The sequence below is a fragment of the Paenibacillus sp. FSL R5-0473 genome, assembly GCF_038004565.1.
Classification (GTDB): Bacteria; Bacillota; Bacilli; order Paenibacillales; family Paenibacillaceae; genus Paenibacillus; species Paenibacillus amylolyticus.
In genome coordinates this window covers 1,452,778-1,468,066 of the sequence record NZ_JBBORL010000001.1, presented here as the reverse complement: position 1 = coordinate 1,468,066, position 15,289 = coordinate 1,452,778, and the positions used below count along the sequence as shown (strand labels likewise).

Sequence of the window (15,289 nt, the reverse complement as noted above, 5' to 3'; positions counted from 1 at the left end):
CGATTTCATTGAAAAAGAAATATCGATTTGATCTCTTGTAGCAGGCTGTCCAGCATACGGACCACCATGAACAATACAACGACAAATCCGATTACGGTCACCCAGTGAGCCATATCTTCCTTTCCCATTTGTTTCAGTACCGTGTGAATCATGGCGATGATGATTCCGATACCCGCAATTTGAAAGATTGCGTTCACTTCTAGATTCATGACCTTGGCACCTCACTATCCCGGCTATTTCAGAAGATCAGAATGACGATTAACGCTCCGACAAGCATCCCGAGGCTTCGGCTCATTCGTTCATATTTCATTTGATCGGCCTGGGCGCGGGATTCCTCATGCATTAGTTGTTGAATGGCTAACGATATATGTTTGGTCTGATCCTGACGGTCACTTGTGCCAAGGCTGAAGCTTAATTGCAGCATCACTTCCTTCTCGTCAGCCTTCATGGCCGATCTTCCCCACGCCAGATTCACGCCTGACTGCAGACTTTCCCGGGCAGTGAGTCCATGAGGAGGTTCCATCTGTGTAGCTGCATGAAGAAACAACGTCTTTACAGGTTCTTTGGTCTGTGCTCCCATCTTGCCCATGGCATCGGGAAGTGGAGTGAGCCCATAGTTAATCTCCGTCATTAGTCGCTGGAGGGCTGCAATGAGTTCTCGCAACTGTCTCGGTCTTAATGCATACTGTCTGGCCTTGTAAAATCCGGCGAGGGTGCTGGCTAACAGAATAATTACCGCACCAAACATGTTAACCAAAGGCTTCACCTCCTGCCCCGGTCTGCTGCAACCCACGCATTTTGCCATCAGCCAGCCGAAAGGTCATGCCCCGGCTCGTCCGTTGCAGCTGGACATAACGTTGAAACATCTGCTCCGTAATTAAGGTTCTGAGGGCGGGTCTGGCCGACAGCTCCGATAGGTCACGGCCATGCGCAGTCGCAATCACTGAGACTCCTGCATGCAGGGCTTCCATCACCGCCTCGGCATCCTCCGGACGACCGATCTCGTCCACAATCAGGACATCGGGCGACATGGAGCGAAGCATCATCATCATGCCCTCAGCCTTCGGACAACCGTCCATCACATCTGTTCGGGGACCTACGTCGAAGCCAGGTACTCCTTTGTAGCTACCAGCGATTTCGGACCTTTCATCCACAATGCCCACTTTCAGACGTGGACGTATTCCCTGAACCAGTTCAGTTCCCCCTGTAAGCTTTGTACCACTACTAATTTGTCTCGCCAGATCTCGCAGCAACGTCGTTTTCCCTTGTTGTGGTGGTGATAGGATCAACGTGTGCAGGACCTGTCCGCTCTTCATATCGAGAAGATAAGGAAGGATACGATCAGCCACTCCATGTACCTCACGGGCTACCCGAACGTTAAACCCGTTGATGTCACGCAGGTATTCGACACGTCCACCGCTTAGTACCGTTCGTCCAGCAAGCCCGATTCGATGTCCCCCAGGTATGGTGATGAACCCTTTGCGCAGTTCCTCTTCCAATGTATAAAGTGAATGGTTACTGATCAGGTCCAGCAACCTGTGCGTCACTTCTTTCTGAGGAACATACGCTTCTTCAGGATTCCCGGTCGGACAACCTTGAGGTGTCAGGAAGTGGTATGTGTTGCCTGCATTAATCTCCAGGGGTCTGCCTTCTCGAATACGTACTTCCTCCACTTGTTCCAATAGAGCGGGTGGCATTCTTCCAAGAATGGTTCGGATCGGTTCCGGAAAAAGTTCCCTCCAGTTCACCTTCATGAGTAGGCTCCTCCAACCTTGAGATCATTTGGTTCACACTTCTGGCGCTTGTTCATATCTCAAGTTTATGCCTGTACATTTAATTTATGACGCTGAAATCTATCAATTCTTCAGAATACGGTTGAGAGTTGAAACCATAGATGCACCTTCTGTTCTAGGCACCCGTCTAGATGTGCATGCATATAGTAATTGCAGATAGGTAAGTTCCATTTCGGTTCAAAACAGAACTACCGATCCCCAGATACAGAAAGGAGTTGTGGGGAGTGCGAGTTGATGTCGTTGGCAATGTGAATGAAGTACGTACCATTGATATTGCAGGGCGAAGTGCAGTTGTCATTGATGTATTATGTACGACCAGTACGATCGTTACGGCTCTGGCGTATGATGCTTCGGCTGTGATTGCCGTAGAGACCGTTCCACAAGCCAAACAAATGGAAGTGAAAGATTGCATTCGAGGCGGGGAGCGTTTTGACAAAAAAATCACCGGATTCGAAGTGGGGAATTCCCCCTATGAATATATGACTGCAGGCATTGCAGATAAAACAATCATTCTAACCACAACCGATGGAACCCGAGCTTTGATCAAGGCTTCCAAGGGGAAACATGTATTTGCTGGTTCATTTCTCAATGTGCAGGCTGTTGCAGCAGCTCTATGTGAACTTCAACGAGATGTATTGCTGTTATGTGCGGGGAACCAGGATGAATTTGCTCTGGAGGACGGCTTGTGTGCTGGATGTATCATCGATGAACTGCACCGTCAATCCTGTTCTCCCCTCCAGCTTAACGATCTCGGCATAGTGCTTCATCAGGCGGTATCCCAATGTCAGGAGAGCATCCCGGAGTTGGTGCAGGGGTCTGTTAGCGGGCGGAGGCTTGAAAAGTTAGGCAGGGTTCATGATATTTCGTATTGTTCTCAATTAAACCTGCTGGATTGTGTTCCCGAGATGGGGGAGGGGAACCGCATGCAGCCTTATAGAGGCATACGCGGCGGAAAGATGTTCAAGTTGATGTGAGAATTGCCATGAGAAAAACAAAAAAAGGTGTACTGCTGCCCGTTGGCAACAGTACACCTTTGCTAATTTACATATATTGAAGATACTTATCTGCGATCTTGAGGTCCACCGATAACGGCTTGCTCGGCAGTGTCGAGATCATATGCTGTATGCAATGCCTTAATGACGTCATGCAGCTTATCTCCGTCAATAACACAAGATACTTTGATCTCGGAAGTGCTCACCATCTTGATACTCACGCCTTCAGCCGAAATGACTTTGAACATCTTCGCAGCTACACCAGGATGACTGACCATGCCTGCGCCAACAATGGAGATTTTAACGAGGTTCTCCTCAGATGTAACTTCACGGTAAGGCAAGCGGCTGTGAAGGCCTTCAATGACACGTAATGCGTTCTCACGATCAGACAGCGCCACAGAAAACGAGAAGTCCGCTTTGCCATCCATCACACCGCTCTGAACGATAATGTCCACATCCAGCTGATTGGATGCAAGCGCACCAAATACTTCGGCCAGAACTCCTGGTACATCCGGCACACCCAGAATACTGATGCGAGCCACGTTTTTGTCATAGGCAATACCACTAACCACTACGCCTTGTTCCATTGCTGCTTCCTCCTTCACAACCGTTCCTTCATTATGGTTAAAGCTGGATCTTACAATTAAAGGTACACCGGAATGCTTCGCGTACTCTACTGCACGCGGATGCAGCACCGCTGCTCCCAAATTAGCAAGTTCCAGCATTTCGTCATACGATATTTCCTTCAGCTTGCGCGCAACCTTAACGATCCGCGGGTCCGTAGAGTATATTCCGTCTACATCCGTATAGATCTCACACGCATCAGCCTTAATCGCTGCCGCCAGCGCTACAGCTGTTGTATCCGAACCACCACGACCGAGCGTTGTGATCTCGCCGTCTTCCGTCATGCCCTGGAAGCCTGCAACAATAACAATGTTGCCCTCGGCAAGTGCTGCATTCACACGGTCAGGTTGAATATCATGAATACGTGCTTTTCCGTGAACCGGCTCTGTGCGGAACCCCGCTTGCCAGCCCGTAAACGATACTGCCTTACGTCCAAGCGCTTGAATAGCCATCGATAACAAAGAGATCGAAATCTGTTCTCCTGTCGTTAAGAGCATATCCATCTCACGAGCAGGCAGTTCACTATTCAGTTGTTTTGCCTGATCAATCAAATCATCTGTTGTATCCCCCATGGCCGAAACCACAACTACACACCGATGTCCTTCATCAGCTTTTTCTACAACACGTCCGGCCACACGCTTCATGCGTTCTGTATCTCCGACCGAGCTGCCCCCAAATTTCATGACGTACAATGACAACGCAAATCCACTCCCTACCTTGTGCAGTATGCATAATTAATGTCCATCGTCATTATTCTCTACGAGAAATGACTTTAACCCAGTATATTACGAAAGCGCCTGATAGGCTAATCTTTTTTCGAAAAAACCCTCTGCCAAAGGAATGGCAAAGGGTTGTTAATAACCTTTTTTAGCTTACAAGCCGTGAAAGTTACGCACGGGAAGAGTATTTACCTTCACGTGTGTCAATCAGGAGAACGTCACCTTCGTTAATGAACAAAGGAACCTGTACGTTCAAGCCTGTTTCCACTTTTGCATTTTTGGTAGCGCCTTGTGCAGTGTTACCTTTAACACTTGGCTCAGTCTCGATGACTTTCAACTCAACGCTTGTTGGCAAGTCAATTCCGAGAATTTCACCTTGGTAGCTAACAATCTTAACGACCATGTTTTCTTTCAGGAAGTTCAATTCCCATTCCAGTTGTTCACTAGTCAATGTGAACTGATCATATGTTTCGTTATCCATGAACGTGTGCTCTGTACCGCTTGCATACAGGTAGGATACGCCACGGTTTTCGATGATGGCACGACCAATCGTTTCGCCTGCACGGAATGTTTTTTCAACGGTGTTACCGTTACGCAGGTTTTTCAATTTGGAACGTACAAAGGCAGCGCCTTTACCTGGTTTAACGTGTTGGAAATCAAGCACGGTATAGATATCGTTATCTACTTGCACGGTCAAGCCTGTTTTAAAATCGTTTACTGAAATCACAAAAAATCCCTCCTGATATGGTTAAAAAGTAGGTGATATAAGACGACGGGTTAATGTTATATGTAAAATGAGCCCAAGAATGACCACCTCGTTCACTTCGAGTGCAGTACCATCCTCCGATCGCTGTTATCCCCAGATTTTTTTGATCCCATTATCAATGGGAAAATCCGGTGATAAAGGCGAACGCTTCGCTTCTTCAGATTGGTTCTGCACTCTTCGTTATGGTGAAATTTCTTATTTTCAATTTAAATAACACATTAAAAATCGTCTTATATCCCTGTGGCTGTAATTTAGCCGATTACGGTGAACTTCTTGTCCGACTTCGTGAGAATATGAATACCCGTCTCGGTAATCACTACGTCATCCTCGATACGCACGCCGCCAAGCCCGTCAATATATATACCCGGTTCAACGGTAACAACCATACCCGGTTTCAATACATCGTCGCTAAGCTTGGACAAGCGAGGAGCTTCGTGAACTTCCATACCCAGACCGTGGCCTGTGCTGTGTCCGAATTGATCTCCATATCCGTGACCTGCAATGATATCACGAGCCAATGCATCTGCTTCCCGTCCGGTCATGCCCGGTTTCAGGTTCTCCAGCGTATGTAACTGAGCTTCCAGTACAATGTCATAAATTTTGCGCAGTTCAGGTACAGGTGTACCTGTTGCAATGGTACGTGTCAGATCTGAACAGTATCCGTCCAAAAGTGCACCAAAGTCAAATGTAATTAACTCATTCTGTCCGATGACCTTGCTGCTCGCTACACCGTGAGGCATAGCAGAACGTTCACCCGATGCTACAATGGTGTCAAACGAAGAGGACGTTGCTCCATGCTTGCGCATGAAAAACTCCATCTCCAGATCCACTTCACGCTCCGTCATACCTGGTTTTGCAAACTGCAAAACGTGGCTGAACGTGGCATCCGCCAGATCTGCTGCTCTCTGCATGACCGCGATCTCATCTTCATCCTTGAACATACGAAGTTGTTCCACGATCCCGGATACAGCTTTCAGTTCAATAGACTGCAGTGCTTCAGCATAAGCGGAATGCGTGCCAAATGTAACACTATCCTGCTCGAAGCCCACTTCTTTGATATTAGCGGATGTCAGCAATTCGCGCACTGTATCCATCGGCTTGGCTCCATGCTCCACAACGGTGAATCCTTTGGCTTGTTGAGGCGCTTGTGACATATAACGGAAATCAGTCAGCAGATATGCATCCTGTTCCGTAATCAGCACATATCCCGCCGAGCCTGTAAAACCCGTCATATAACGACGGTTAATCGGGTTTGTAATCAGCATTGCAGTGAGTTCATGCTCACGCATGGCTTCACGCAACTTATTTACTCGTTTGTTTTCCATCGGTAACCCTTCTTTCTCTCACATTCCCGGGTTCCCGGCTCAGGTTTGTTTGTCCAGATGACGCACAAGAGCCAGCAATCCCAGTTCATAGCTTACTTCGCCAAATCCGGCAATCTGCCCGATTGTTTCCGCTGCAATCACTGAATGATGTCTGAACGCTTCGCGTGCATGAATGTTGGATAGATGTACTTCCACTGTAGGGACTTTTACAGCATTGATTGCATCACGTATAGCATAGCTATAATGGGTAAATGCTCCGGCATTCAGTATTATTCCGTCTGCCTCACCCATCGCTGCATGAATGCGGTCAATGATGTCCCCTTCATGGTTCGATTGATAAAAAGCGATGGAGACGCCAATTTCATCAGCCTGTCTGCGAATTTTGTCCTCAATATCCTTCAGACTAAGCGTTCCATAGATGCCCGGTTCGCGTACACCAAGCATGTTCAGGTTCGGACCATTGATCACAATAATTCGTTTCATCGCTGCTCCACCCTCTCTGCAAATAACCATCTGCTATTTTAACACAGGCATTGCCGGATTGAGAAGCTTTTTTGCGCTATGCCCCCGCTTGCTCCGGCTCGCGTTTGCGTTCGTCTGTGTACTCCATGGCTACCGTGTAACCAATGAACAGCCCCCATAGCAAAAAGAAACAGAGTTCCGTGATGATTGAATCCCACGTTAAACCGTTCAAAGGTTTCATCATCCCCAGTTTTGGTCCTACCAGTATAAAGAGAATCAGCCACCAGACGATTCCATATACCATGCCGGGTAAAGGTCCTTTCAGTTTTCTAATCGTGAACGTGTAGAGTAAGGATGCCAAGATGGAAAAAACGATAAAAAACAGCCAGCCTGTCAAATGTCCTGCTGCGGTATATATATATTCATGTTTGAAAAAAGGCTCGGCCAGAAATCCGACAGGTACAATCGTAAAATGCAACAGATAGAATAGCCAATGTAGCCCACCCCAGATAAAACCGGCAAAGAAGCCAAGCTCTAACGCAAAGGAAAATGGCTTGGTGTAGTAGTGTGCTTGACCTTGCCTCTGGGTAGGGCGCCTGCCCTTGTCTTTTGACTGCCGTTCTTTCGGACGTTGACCTTCATCTTGTGATGTATCTTCATGCTTACGTTCTGTCATCGATATTCTCCTTCATTCAGTTGATAATCCCGCATTATGCCTCGAATTTCCGCTCCGATTCTACGAGGTAGTATGTTCAAAACAGGACAATCTTAACAACATCCTTCAAGGTTTGACTCACAAACTAGAAATTGGTCTCAAAATTCGATACAATAGGGTTATTAAACTGCCTTTGATCGCGAAGGCCTAGAACAGAATAGGAAGGTGAATAATTTGCCTCAACAATCCAAGCCTGTCAGCTATGGGGGGCAAGCTGTCATTGAAGGCGTAATGTTCGGTGGGAAACATGTCAACGTTACAGCTGTTCGTAGAAAAGACGGCGAAATTACGTATCTGGAAGTTCCCAAGCAAGACAAGTCCTGGGTCACGAAATTGCGGCGGATTCCTTTATTACGCGGAATTGTCAGCATTATAGATTCAAGTGTCAAAGGTAGCAGACATCTCAATTATTCTGCTGACGCCTATGCTGATGATGAACTGGAACCGGAAGAGAAAGCCAATCAAAAAGAGAAAGAAGGTTCGGGCTGGAGCCTTAGCATGATCATTGGTGTGACCGCCGTTGCCATCCTTTCATTCCTTTTTGGTAAAGTTGTGCTCACATTGCTTCCTGTTGTTATCGAGAATTTTCTATTCAAAAATGCATTCGACAATCAGTTTTTGCATAATTTACTGGAAGGCGGCATTAAGCTGATCCTGTTACTCGCTTATCTGTGGTTAATCTCACAGACGCCGATGATTAAACGTCTCTTCCAGTATCATGGAGCGGAACACAAAGTAATCAGCGCACATGAAGCTGGTGAAGAACTGACACCGGAGAACGTGCAAAAGTACAGCCGACTGCACTACCGCTGCGGAAGCAGTTTCATTATGTTGACTGTCATTATTGGAGTGTTTCTATACTCCCTCTTCACGTACGATAACCTCTGGGAACGGATGGGTCAGCGTCTATTGTTATTGCCAGTTGTGCTAGGCATTTCTTTTGAACTGTTAAAGCTCACGAATTCAGTACGTGATATTCCTGTACTGCGTTATCTCGGATACCCGGGATTGTGGCTTCAATTGCTGACAACAAAAGAACCGACCAACGAACAGGTAGAAGTATCCATTGCTTCGTTTAACCGTATGCGTGAGTTGGATGCCAAGCTTGCCAATGTCTCTGCTACGTCAGAAGTACCTGTTGCAACACTCGATCCTGTGAAAGGGTGAATGATATGAACAAGCAGGCAATCTTATTTTGGACGTTCATCGCACTAGCTGCTGTTGGAGTCTTGACTTGGCTGGGGAACGCTAGTCCATCCAGGATCATTATTCCTCTGGTCGTGTTCGGAGCTGTATTCCTGCTGTACAAATATCCGCCTCGTCGCTGGGCAAGCAAAACCAAATCACCAAAGATTAAGCCATCTGCACGAACCATGGCAAAAGTCAATGCACAGTCCAGTGCCAGAAAGAGCAACGGCTCTTCAAAGAAACGCAAGGATTATCCTTTCCAAGTGATTCAGGGACAAAAAGGGAAAAGCGATGAAGATATACCGAAATTTCACTAAAAGGTACTGAACAACCAAAAAAGCAATTCTCCCAACATGCGGAGAATTGCTTTTTTCACGTTTATACAGGAATCAGAGGTGGAGCTTCTGCTTGTTTCTTGCGCAATTCTTTTCGTTGTTTGTCCAACTGTTCACCATACATTTTCGTATTCCATCCGTTGAAAAATTCGCTCCCTGCGGTAGCGCCTGATCGATATAAGGCTGTGCTGTCCTGTAACGATAAATGAAATTGCGTCGGTTTAATGCCAAGCGTTGGTATCTTCACTGTACGAAACCGGTTAATCTGTTCGATGTAGCGTTCATCATGTGCTGTGAGCATCGTCTCCACAAGGGCCTGAAGCATGCTTAGCGGTCCTTTAATCCGGGCGGGTTCTACTTCCGTCTTCCCCACCATTTTGAATCCAACAACCGGAATGACGTCTCCTCCTCGTTCCGAACGATCACCATCGAAGAGCCACAACGGAAAATTGCTAAGCAATCCACCATCCACGACATACACAAACTGATCTTGAAAAGGAAGGCCTTTGGAGAATACTGGTGATTTACGTATGACTACCGGATCGAAAAAATACGGGATACTGCAACTCATACGTACCGCCTTTGCAACATCCAGCTTCGCAGGGTCAATGCCGAACCGTCGAATATCGTCTGGTAGCACCAGAATGGTCCCATTGGATATATCGGATGCGGTAATAAGCAACTTGCCTTGTGGCAGGTCAGCGAATGTGCGAATCCCTTTCTGCTCAAGCATCTTGCGAATCCATGATTCCAGCGCTTCTCCCGAATATAGTCCTTTCTTCAAGAACAGCCTTGCCGCGGGTCCGATCCATCGGGTATTAAATATGGGGGAACGACGCAGCAATGAAACAAAGGGGGTATTCTCAATAATGACTTTCATCTCCTCGGCCCTGTAACCAGCCGCTAGCAGAGCAGCTACAATGGAACCGGATGATGTGCCTGCCACTCGATTAAACTGAATGCCGCAGTCTTGAGCACCCTGCACAGCACCTGCAAGCGAGATCCCTTTGACGCCTCCACCTTCAAACACCGCGTTAATTAACATAACAAAAAACCCCCGTTCTCCAGGCAGCCACGTTTCTACTGCCACTCTATGAGAACAAGGGTTTGTCTTATCACTGTATTGTTAAAATGTTTTATAGACCATAGTAGGCTTTTAATTTGGCAATTAGGCCGAGAGGGTTCTTCGTCAGGTACTGTGAACTGAAGAATATATCCCCTTTAACCGAAGAATACTTCTTGTTGTAGTTCAGCTGATCGATGATCTCCTGTGAAGTCTGCCAGCCAATTTCCGGCGTACCTAACTTATAAGGTGAGTGACCGATATACAATTTTACATTTGTGTTAGCCACTTCATTCGCCCACCAGTCCACGACTTTGTCATATCGGGCTACGTTTAATGTCATACTCCAATACACCTGCGGAGCGACATAGTCGATCCACTCTTGGTTAATCCATGTCCGCACATCTGCATTCATGCTGTCATACGCGGTTACTCCTGCTTTGGTATCAGAACCTGTCAGATCAACAGATTTGTTACGCCATACACCAAATGGACTAATTCCATATTCAACGTTAGCTTTCACGCTGTGAATGTTCTGCCCGAGCTGCTTAACGAACTGATTGATATTATCCCGACGCCATTCAGCACGGTCCTTAGTATTTAATGTGTTATAAGTTTTGAAGGCCGCATCATCATTAAAAGTCACATTGGACGGATAGAAATAATCATCCAGATGTACACCATCAATATCATACTGATTGACCACTTCCATGATCGTATCGATAATATGCTGTCTGGCTTCCGGGATACCCGGGTTAATGTACATTTTGCCGGATGCATTCACAATCCAGTCGGGATGAAGCTTCGAGATATGGTTTGCAGCCAAGTTTGATGTACTTGCTGAGTTCGTTGCTCTAAACGGATTAAACCAGGCGTGGAACTCCAGGCCCCGTTTGTGTGCTTCCTCAACCATAAACGCGAGGGGATCATAACCTGGATCTTTACCTTGTGTTCCTGTCAATACGCTGTTCCAAGGTACCAAACCTGAAGGATAGATGGCATCCCCATTGGCTCTCACTTGGACAAATACGGCATTAATGCCCATACCTTGCAACGTATCTAGCTGTTTCGTATACTCCTGTTTTTGCTTCTCTACATTTCCCTTGGCACCGGATGTAGGCCAGTCTCCATTCACAGTGGAAATCCAGGCTCCCCGCATCTCTTCAGAAGCTGGTACAGTGCCCGTGCCTCCAGGCTCCGCTGGGGTTACCGGGGTTGGTTCAGGAGTTGGGACTGATTCGTCTCCTGTGTACAGATCAATGGTCTGGGCAGCCTGATTCCAGTTCACTCGAATACCCAGGTTCTCACTGACGAATCGAATGGGTACCATGACCCGACCTTGTTTCAATTCGACCGATGCATCCAGACCAACTACAGCGTTATCCACCGTCGCCTGCTGGCGTCCGCTCGTCATAGAGATGACCGAATCGGATTTCTGAATGGTCACGGTACGAGTAGCTTGAGACCATAGAACAGACGCACCCAGTCCTTCGCTAATAACACGCAGAGGCACCATCGTTACATTTACTTTGGGCAAGATGTAGGGTGATACATCCGATTCCAAACGGTTGCCGTCTAGAAAAATAGCGATTTCCTTTTGCCCGGCCGCTTGTGCCGTCATGCCTGCTGTCTGTAATCCAAGTACAAAAATGAGTAGCAACATCAATCCTTTACGAACGTTCATTAGTGCAGTCCTCCAAAATCATTATAAATTTGCGGTAAATTCTACTAGTTTAATAGACGCTCCTACCGTTCGTTTAGTTGCGAAAATCACCAAATTATGGTGTGATTGCAGACAAAAAAATGCTTCCTGCCATTGAAACGGCAAGAAGCATCCTTTGATCACGGGATACAATTCATTGTATATCACCATGTGTATTCCACTGCTTAAACTTAAGACTCCGTATTACTCATGACGTCCTGAAGATTTTTGAGGTCACGCAACCGGCTCTCATCCTGACGGAAGTATTCAACCAAGGACTCGATGCATGTAATGGAGTCCCAGCTCAGATGATGTTCAATGCCTTCAACATCATTGTAAATATTTTGTTCCTGAACACCAATCGTTGTCAAAAATTGTTCAAGCAGATGATGGCGCTCCATCAAACGTTTGCCCATCTTTTTGCCTTTTGGCGTAAGCACCAGTCCGCGGTACTTTTCATAGATCAGGTACTCGTCTTTGTCCAGCTTTTGGATCATCTTCGTCACCGATGAAGGATGTACTTCCAGTCCTTCAGCTATATCAGACACACGAGCATAGCCCTTTTCATCAATTAATTTGTATATACGCTCCAAATAATCTTCCATACTGGGCGTTGGCATCTGCTTCCCTCTTTTCTCTCTGACCGGCCCCTATTCGTGCCTGGTCCCTATCTTATAATGATACATGTTATCAATACGCATTGGCAAGTCCTGTACAGTTCGGAGCGCGCTGTTACACAAGTAATTGGCAGGCGTGACTTCCCCCCAAACGAGGCAAACTAAACAAAGTTCCGCATCGAAAGGAGTGATTTCGTGAGTACAAGTGTAGCCTCACCGCCAGTTCGTAAAGCAAAAGGTACTAAACCCTTTATTCCCGATTTGGTGTATTTTGAACCCGGTGCGTTGGAATATGATAAAGGCAAAAGGATTATGGAATGGGTGACATCCAAAAACATACCTTATCAGATGACCACATCCCATAACCGAATCACAAACTTGCCGGGTGAAACCGAACAAGAAAAATATCGGATGGCAAAGCGTACTCTGGTCGTTGGTGTGCGCAAAACACTCAAGTTTGACCAGTCGAAACCTTCAGCGGAATATGCCATTCCCATCTCTACAGGCTGTATGGGACACTGCCATTATTGTTATCTTCAAACTACACTTGGTGCCAAACCTTATGTCCGTGTCTATGTCAATACCGAGGAGATCATTCAGGCAGCCAAAGGATACATCGAAGAACGCGCGCCTGAAATCACAAGATTTGAAGCTGCCTGTACGTCTGATCCCGTAGGACTCGAGCATATCACGGAGAATTTAAGTGACCTGATTCGTTTTATGGCGGAGGAAGAATATGGACGCCTGCGATTTGTAACCAAATATCATCACGTTGATCCGTTGCTGAACATTAAGCATAACGGCCACACCCGTATCCGGTTTAGTGTCAATTCGGATTATGTCATCAAAAACTTTGAACCGGCTACCTCCAGATTTGAGGAACGCATTGAAGCTGCTGGCAAAATTGCACATGCCGGTTATCCCCTGGGATTCATTATCGCTCCGATCATGTGGTATGAAGGCTGGGAAGAAGGATACTCGGATCTGTTGCAGAAGCTGGCAGATACGCTTCCAGAGGAAGCAACCAAAGATCTTACCTTTGAGATGATCCAGCACCGTTTTACCAAAACGGCCAAAGCAACCATTGAGAAACGTTATCCTAAAACCAAGTTGGAGATGGATATCGAGAAACGCAAGATGAAATGGGGCCGCTGGGGTCAGTACAAGTATGTGTATAAGGATGACCAGCAAGATGCGCTGCGCGAATTCATTACGGAACGGATCTTTGAACATTTCCCACTAGCCAGTATTGATTACTTCACCTAAACGAACAACAGGATTCCCCAAAATCATATGCAGTTAAAAGCATTCCTAACAAACGATTAAAAAGCAGGTTACATGACCCAGATTGACTCTGGTAACATGTAGCCTGCTTTGTCATGCATTTTAAATTCAAATTCAGTTCATCCGTTTAAATGATCATCCAGTCTGGTGTAATCTGCTGCAACCAGATCGTAATCTTCGTCATCTGATCTGTAAAAAGCAATATGCCAAGGAACAACATTAATGCTCCCCCGACTTTCATCATGACATTGGAATACCGTAAGATCCAACGTGTTGAACCGATGAAAAAGGCCAAAATGAAAAACGGGATTGCAAACCCTGCCGTATAACCTGTAATCAGCGCCAGCCAGGTTGTGGGCTCACTTGCAGCCATAGCAATGATTGCTGTTAGAATAGGGCCAATACACGGCGACCAGCCTGCTGAGAAACCGATACCAAATATAAAAGAGCCCAGATAGCCTGCAGGTTTCCATTTCATATCCAGCTTGCGTTCCTTCATCAGAAACTGTGGCTTGAACACACCAAGTAAAAACAACCCCATAAGCATAATCAGAATCGCAGACAATTGCCGAATCAGTTCACGGTTATCATTGAAAAATTGGCCAAACAGTCCGGCACCCAGGCCAAGCGAATAAAATACAGCCGAGAAGCCTAAAATAAACGCCAGCGTGTGCGTCATCGTCTTAAAACGGACTTCTCGCTGATTGCGGTCATCCTTCAATTGTTGCACCGTCATACCTGTAATGTAGGAGAGGTATGATGGATACAACGGAAGACAACATGGTGATATAAATGAGACCAAACCTGCTACAAAAGCCATCCATACATTAACATCAGGCATGAAGCGGATGTCTCCCTTCCCCGGGCTCTCGTGCTTGTTCGTTTAGCCGTCAGGCTCGGAACCCTTTTTTTCCAATCATCGTCAGAATCAGCATCATGATCAGCAGTAATACAATCGTTGCTCCAGGTGCGAGGTTCCAGATACCTGCTACAACCAGTCCAAGGACTACGGCAATTTCGCCGATAATCACGGACAAGATAATGGCGGATTTGAAACTCCGGGCCATCAACAGGCTGACCGCTACCGGGATGGTCAATAGCGCTGACACCAGGAGCGCACCGACAATCTTGATCGCCGTGCTTATGACAAGTGCTGTCATCACAGTGATTAACATGTTCAGAATTCTCACAGGCAACCCTGTAACCGCTGCCGCATCTTCCTCAAAGCTGAGCAGGAAAAATTCCTTATGTAACAATGCCACTACAATCACCACGATCAGCGTAACCACACCTACGAGCTTCAGATCCGTAGCGTCTAATGTATATATACTGCCGAACAAATAACTCATGACATCTGCATTATATCCTTTGCCCAGCGTAAAGAACAAGGAAGCAAGAGCCACGCCACCGGACATGATAATGGCAATCGATAATTCGGCGTAACTCTTATACGCTTTGCGCAATTTCTCTATCGCAAATGAAGCAAGCACGGCAAATATCAAGCCCACCGCAATGGGATACACTTCAATCAGGAATCCAAGTGCAACACCGGCAATGGTCACATGAGACAAGGTGTCTCCGATCATGGATAACCGCCGCAAGACCAGAAACAGTCCGATTAACGGAGCGGTAATGCCAATTAACAATCCACCCGCCAGGGCACGCTGAAAAAAATCACTCATTAATATTTCCAAAACAAACACG

At 46.6% G+C, this 15,289-nt stretch carries 17 protein-coding genes; 4 read left to right on the top strand and 13 right to left on the bottom strand.

Annotated elements, in window-relative coordinates:
- Positions 1 to 5: 5 nt before the first annotated feature.
- Genes spoIIIAC through spoIIIAA form a run of 3 tightly spaced genes read right to left on the bottom strand, consistent with a single transcriptional unit; the run spans position 6 to position 1,754 of the window.
- Positions 6 to 209 carry a stage III sporulation protein AC gene (spoIIIAC, locus tag MKY28_RS06365; RefSeq protein ID WP_017687585.1) on the bottom strand — a complete coding sequence of 68 codons (204 nt, stop codon included), beginning with the start codon at positions 207 to 209 and terminating at the stop codon, positions 6 to 8.
- A gap of 29 nt (positions 210 to 238) precedes the next feature.
- Positions 239 to 757: a stage III sporulation protein SpoIIIAB gene (gene spoIIIAB / locus MKY28_RS06360; RefSeq protein WP_036674991.1), complete on the bottom strand. Its 519-nt coding sequence runs from the start codon at positions 755 to 757 to the stop codon at positions 239 to 241.
- A complete protein-coding gene (gene spoIIIAA, locus MKY28_RS06355; protein ID WP_036674989.1) occupies positions 750 to 1,754 on the bottom strand; it encodes a stage III sporulation protein AA in 1,005 nt (334 codons plus the stop codon). Before spoIIIAA ends, spoIIIAB begins: the two co-directional genes overlap by 8 nt.
- 263 nt (positions 1,755 to 2,017) lie before the next feature.
- On the opposite strand from spoIIIAA, the gene MKY28_RS06350 reads away from it, so the two are divergent.
- Positions 2,018 to 2,767 carry a 2-phosphosulfolactate phosphatase gene (locus tag MKY28_RS06350; RefSeq protein WP_047843624.1) on the top strand — a complete coding sequence of 250 codons (750 nt, stop codon included), beginning with the start codon at positions 2,018 to 2,020 and terminating at the stop codon, positions 2,765 to 2,767.
- Positions 2,768 to 2,853: 86 nt separating this feature from the next.
- On the opposite strand, the gene MKY28_RS06345 is transcribed toward MKY28_RS06350, so the two are convergent.
- The 5 genes from MKY28_RS06345 to MKY28_RS06325 all read right to left on the bottom strand — a co-directional run bounded on the left by MKY28_RS06345 (position 2,854) and on the right by MKY28_RS06325 (position 7,357).
- Positions 2,854 to 4,107: an aspartate kinase gene (locus MKY28_RS06345; RefSeq protein WP_036614392.1), complete on the bottom strand. Its 1,254-nt coding sequence runs from the start codon at positions 4,105 to 4,107 to the stop codon at positions 2,854 to 2,856.
- 190 nt (positions 4,108 to 4,297) lie between these two features.
- Positions 4,298 to 4,855 (bottom strand): elongation factor P, encoded by a 558-nt coding sequence (efp, locus tag MKY28_RS06340; protein ID WP_036614394.1) that lies wholly within the window; start codon positions 4,853 to 4,855, stop codon positions 4,298 to 4,300.
- 290 nt (positions 4,856 to 5,145) lie between these two features.
- Positions 5,146 to 6,219 (bottom strand): M24 family metallopeptidase, encoded by a 1,074-nt coding sequence (locus MKY28_RS06335; protein ID WP_036674988.1) that lies wholly within the window; start codon positions 6,217 to 6,219, stop codon positions 5,146 to 5,148.
- A gap of 39 nt (positions 6,220 to 6,258) precedes the next feature.
- Positions 6,259 to 6,702 (bottom strand): type II 3-dehydroquinate dehydratase, encoded by a 444-nt coding sequence (gene aroQ, locus MKY28_RS06330; protein WP_036614400.1) that lies wholly within the window; start codon positions 6,700 to 6,702, stop codon positions 6,259 to 6,261.
- Positions 6,703 to 6,778: 76 nt separating this feature from the next.
- Positions 6,779 to 7,357 carry a YqhR family membrane protein gene (locus MKY28_RS06325; RefSeq protein ID WP_047843627.1) on the bottom strand — a complete coding sequence of 193 codons (579 nt, stop codon included), beginning with the start codon at positions 7,355 to 7,357 and terminating at the stop codon, positions 6,779 to 6,781.
- Positions 7,358 to 7,570: 213 nt separating this feature from the next.
- Here MKY28_RS06325 and MKY28_RS06320 point away from each other — a divergent pair, with 213 nt between their 5' ends.
- Together MKY28_RS06320 and MKY28_RS06315 are read left to right on the top strand one after the other, a co-directional pair.
- The gene (locus MKY28_RS06320; protein WP_036614405.1) at positions 7,571 to 8,563 is read left to right on the top strand and encodes a DUF1385 domain-containing protein; all 993 of its coding nucleotides are present in this window, start codon (positions 7,571 to 7,573) and stop codon (positions 8,561 to 8,563) included.
- 5 nt (positions 8,564 to 8,568) lie between these two features.
- Positions 8,569 to 8,901, top strand: a complete 333-nt coding sequence (locus MKY28_RS06315; protein WP_036674980.1) for a hypothetical protein — start codon at positions 8,569 to 8,571, stop codon at positions 8,899 to 8,901.
- A gap of 61 nt (positions 8,902 to 8,962) precedes the next feature.
- On the opposite strand, the gene MKY28_RS06310 is transcribed toward MKY28_RS06315, so the two are convergent.
- The 3 genes from MKY28_RS06310 to mntR all read right to left on the bottom strand — a co-directional run bounded on the left by MKY28_RS06310 (position 8,963) and on the right by mntR (position 12,304).
- The gene (locus MKY28_RS06310) at positions 8,963 to 9,964 is read right to left on the bottom strand and encodes a patatin-like phospholipase family protein (protein ID WP_340030812.1); all 1,002 of its coding nucleotides are present in this window, start codon (positions 9,962 to 9,964) and stop codon (positions 8,963 to 8,965) included.
- Positions 9,965 to 10,055: 91 nt separating this feature from the next.
- Positions 10,056 to 11,666: a family 10 glycosylhydrolase gene (locus MKY28_RS06305; RefSeq protein WP_340935351.1), complete on the bottom strand. Its 1,611-nt coding sequence runs from the start codon at positions 11,664 to 11,666 to the stop codon at positions 10,056 to 10,058.
- A gap of 209 nt (positions 11,667 to 11,875) precedes the next feature.
- Positions 11,876 to 12,304 carry a transcriptional regulator MntR gene (gene mntR, locus MKY28_RS06300; RefSeq protein ID WP_036614415.1) on the bottom strand — a complete coding sequence of 143 codons (429 nt, stop codon included), beginning with the start codon at positions 12,302 to 12,304 and terminating at the stop codon, positions 11,876 to 11,878.
- Between the two features lie 192 nt (positions 12,305 to 12,496).
- Between mntR and splB the strand changes: the two genes are divergently transcribed.
- Complete coding sequence (gene splB, locus MKY28_RS06295) at positions 12,497 to 13,567, top strand: spore photoproduct lyase (protein ID WP_047843632.1); 1,071 nt, start codon at positions 12,497 to 12,499, stop codon at positions 13,565 to 13,567.
- Between the two features lie 145 nt (positions 13,568 to 13,712).
- Here the strand turns inward: splB and MKY28_RS06290 are convergent, their stop codons facing one another.
- Together MKY28_RS06290 and MKY28_RS06285 are read right to left on the bottom strand one after the other, a co-directional pair.
- Positions 13,713 to 14,426, bottom strand: coding sequence for a cytochrome c biogenesis CcdA family protein (locus MKY28_RS06290; RefSeq protein ID WP_074095704.1), 714 nt, complete (start codon positions 14,424 to 14,426; stop codon positions 13,713 to 13,715).
- A 49-nt stretch (positions 14,427 to 14,475) separates the two neighbouring features.
- Positions 14,476 to 15,279: a metal ABC transporter permease gene (locus MKY28_RS06285; RefSeq protein ID WP_047843633.1), complete on the bottom strand. Its 804-nt coding sequence runs from the start codon at positions 15,277 to 15,279 to the stop codon at positions 14,476 to 14,478.
- Positions 15,280 to 15,289 lie beyond the last annotated feature (10 nt).

Coding starts and splice junctions, on each gene's coding strand:
- aroQ (WP_036614400.1), bottom strand. CDS start 6,702: ATGAAACGAATTATTGTGATCAATGGTCCGAACCTGAACATGCTTGGT.
- mntR (WP_036614415.1), bottom strand. CDS start 12,304: ATGCCAACGCCCAGTATGGAAGATTATTTGGAGCGTATATACAAATTA.
- MKY28_RS06290 (WP_074095704.1), bottom strand. CDS start 14,426: ATGCCTGATGTTAATGTATGGATGGCTTTTGTAGCAGGTTTGGTCTCA.
- MKY28_RS06305 (WP_340935351.1), bottom strand. CDS start 11,666: ATGAACGTTCGTAAAGGATTGATGTTGCTACTCATTTTTGTACTTGGA.
- spoIIIAC (WP_017687585.1), bottom strand. CDS start 209: ATGAATCTAGAAGTGAACGCAATCTTTCAAATTGCGGGTATCGGAATC.
- spoIIIAA (WP_036674989.1), bottom strand. CDS start 1,754: ATGAAGGTGAACTGGAGGGAACTTTTTCCGGAACCGATCCGAACCATT.
- MKY28_RS06310 (WP_340030812.1), bottom strand. CDS start 9,964: ATGTTAATTAACGCGGTGTTTGAAGGTGGAGGCGTCAAAGGGATCTCG.
- MKY28_RS06325 (WP_047843627.1), bottom strand. CDS start 7,357: ATGACAGAACGTAAGCATGAAGATACATCACAAGATGAAGGTCAACGT.
- MKY28_RS06315 (WP_036674980.1), top strand. CDS start 8,569: ATGAACAAGCAGGCAATCTTATTTTGGACGTTCATCGCACTAGCTGCT.
- MKY28_RS06335 (WP_036674988.1), bottom strand. CDS start 6,219: ATGGAAAACAAACGAGTAAATAAGTTGCGTGAAGCCATGCGTGAGCAT.